This is a genomic window from Micromonospora sp. NPDC004551 (genome assembly GCF_040609975.1).
Taxonomy (GTDB): Bacteria; Actinomycetota; Actinomycetes; order Mycobacteriales; family Micromonosporaceae; genus Micromonospora.
The window spans coordinates 1-2,741 of sequence record NZ_JBEXLM010000082.1; the positions used below are offsets into that span (position 1 = coordinate 1).

Sequence of the window (2,741 nt, forward strand, 5' to 3'; positions counted from 1 at the left end):
CATCGGCCTGGAGCTTCTCGTTGAAGACGTCGATCGCGCGCCGACGACACCGGCGGCCGGGACGTCGCCGTGTACGCCCAGCCGGACGACGATCCCGAGGCCGAGTGGGTCCGGCACGTCGACGGTGTGCTGGAACCGGCCGCCGCCGAGGAGCCCGGCCTCGCTGCCTGGCCGCCGGCCGGCGTCGCCGAGACCGACCTGACCGGCTGGTACGAGACCCTCGTCGGGCACGGCCTGGCGTACGGGCCGGTGTTCCAGGGGCTCCGGCGGGTGTGGACCGGCGACGGCAACGTCTACGCCGAGGTCGCCCTGCCCGACGCGGCGGTGGACGGCTTCGCCGTGCATCCCGCGCTGCTGGACGCCGCCCTGCACCCGATCGGGCTCCTCGACGCCGGAACCGGCCCCCGGGTGCCGTTCGCGTTCGAAGGTGTGCAGGTGCACGCCTCCGGCGCGCGGGTGCTGCGGGTGCGGCTGACCCGGGCCGGCTCCGGAGTGCGGCTGGTGGCGGTGGACGAGTCCGGCACCCCGGTGGTGTCCGTCGACTCGCTCGTGCTCCGCGAGCTGACCGGCGTCGCCGCCGCGCCGGACCTCGTCTCCCGGTCGCTGTTCGAGGTGACCTGGCCGGTCGAAAAGATCACCCCGACCGGGTCGCTGTACTGGGCGGTGCTGACCGCCGGCCAGGACGGCACCGGGAGCCCGGCCGAGGGGAGTCCGACCGGCACGGTCGGCGAGATCCCGACGGACCCGATGGTGTGGCCGGACGGCTGCGTGGCCTACCCGGACGTGGCCGCGCTGGTGGCTGCCGTGGCCGCCGGGGAGCCCGCGCCGGACGCGGTGCTGCTGCCGGTCTGGCCCGGCGCCGCCGGGCTGTCCGGCTCGGCCGCCGGCGATCTGCCCGAGCGGGTGCGGTCGGTGACGGCCGAGGTGCTGGCCGCCGTGCAGGGCTGGCTGGCCGCCGACGCCCTGGCCGGGTCGCGGTTGGTGGTGCTGACCCGGGGTGCGGTCCCGGCCGGCGACGACGGCGGGGCGGTCGACCTGGCCGGCGCGGCCGTGTGGGGCCTGCTCCGGTCGGCCCAGTCGGAACACCCGGACCGGATCGTGCTGGCCGACACCGAGAGCGCCGTCGACGCCCGCGCCCTCGGCGTGCTGGCAGCCGTCGCCGCGGATCCGTCCACCGTCGGTGGTCAGGTGGCGATCCGGGGCGACCGGGTGTGCGTACCCCGGCTGGTGCGCCAGGTGGGCGCGGAGCTGACGCCGCCCGCGGAGGGCGCCTGGCACGTGGCCGCGGCGCGGCCCGGCACGCTCGACGGCGTCGAGATCGTGCCGACCGCGCCGGCCGACCTCGCCCCCGGCGAGGTACGGGTCGCCGTGCGCGCGGCCGGGGTGAACTTCCGCGACGTGCTGATCGCGTTGGGCATGTACCCGGATCCGGCGGCTGTGATGGGCAGTGAGGGCGCCGGGATGGTGCTGGAGGTCGGCCCGGGCGTGACCGACCTGGCCCCGGGAGACCGGGTGTTCGGCCTGTTCGAGCCGGGCTTCGGGCCGCGGGTGATCGCGCGGCGGGACCGGATCGCCCGGATGCCGGCCGGCTGGTCGTTCACCGAGGCGGCGTCGGTGCCGGTGGTGTTCCTGACCGCCTACCGCGGCCTGCACGACCTGGGCGGGCTGCGGGCGGGGGAGTCGGTGCTGATCCACTCCGGTGCGGGTGGAGTCGGTATGGCCGCCATCCAGCTCGCCCAGCACTTCGGCGCCACGGTCTACGCGACGGCGAGCCCCGGCAAGTGGGCCGCGCTGCGGGCGCTGGGGGTGGCCGAGGAGCGGATCGCGTCGTCCCGCACGACGGAGTTCGAGTCGGCGTTCGCGTCCGCCACCGGCGGCGCCGGGGTGGATGTCGTGCTCGATGCCCTGGCGGGGGAGTTCGTGGACGCGTCGCTGCGGCTGCTGCCGCGCGGCGGCCGTTTCGTGGAAATGGGCAAGACCGACCTGCGCGACGCCGACGTGGTGGCGCGGGAGCACCCCGGGGTGGTCTACCGGTCGTTCGACCTGAACGAGGCCGGTGGCACCCGCATCGGGGAGATGCTCGCCGAACTGCTGGACCTGTTCGAGCGGGGTGTGCTGCGGCCGCTGCCGACGCGGGTGTGGGACGTGCGGCAGGCCCGGCAGGCGTTGCGGCACATCAGCCAGGCCCGCCACGTCGGCAAGGTCGTGCTCACGGTTCCGGCGCCGGCCGACCCGGGCGGCACCACCCTGATCACCGGCGCGTCCGGCGCACTGGCCGCCGTGGTGGCCCGGCACCTGGTCGCGACCGGGCAGGCCCGGCACCTGCTGCTCGCCGCCCGCCGGCTCCCCGCTGACGAGCCCGCCTATGCGGCCCTGGTCGACGAGCTGACCGGGGCCGGCACGACCGTCACGGCCGTCGCCGCCGACGTCACCGACCCGGAGCAGGTCGCCGCCCTGGTGGCCGGGGTCGACCTGACGGCCGTGTACCACTGCGCCGGCGTCGTCGCCGACGCCACGATCGCGTCGCTCGACGGCGACGCCGTCGACCGGGTCCTGCGGCCCAAGGTGGACGCCGCCTGGGCGCTGCACAGGGCCACCGCGCACCTGGACCTGTCAGCGTTCGTGCTGTTCTCCTCGATCGCCGCCACCCTCGGCTCGCCCGGGCAGGGCAACTACGCCGCCGCCAACGGTTTCCTCGACGCGCTCGCCCGGCACCGCCGGGCACACGGGCTGCCCGCCAC

The 2,741-nt window shown here is 76.4% G+C and carries 1 protein-coding gene; it reads left to right on the forward strand.

The features are described 5' to 3' along the window. Window positions 1-69: 69 nt before the first annotated feature. The coding region (locus tag ABZW14_RS34190; protein WP_355355381.1) for an SDR family NAD(P)-dependent oxidoreductase at window positions 70-2,741 on the forward strand (2,672 nt) is incomplete at its 3' end.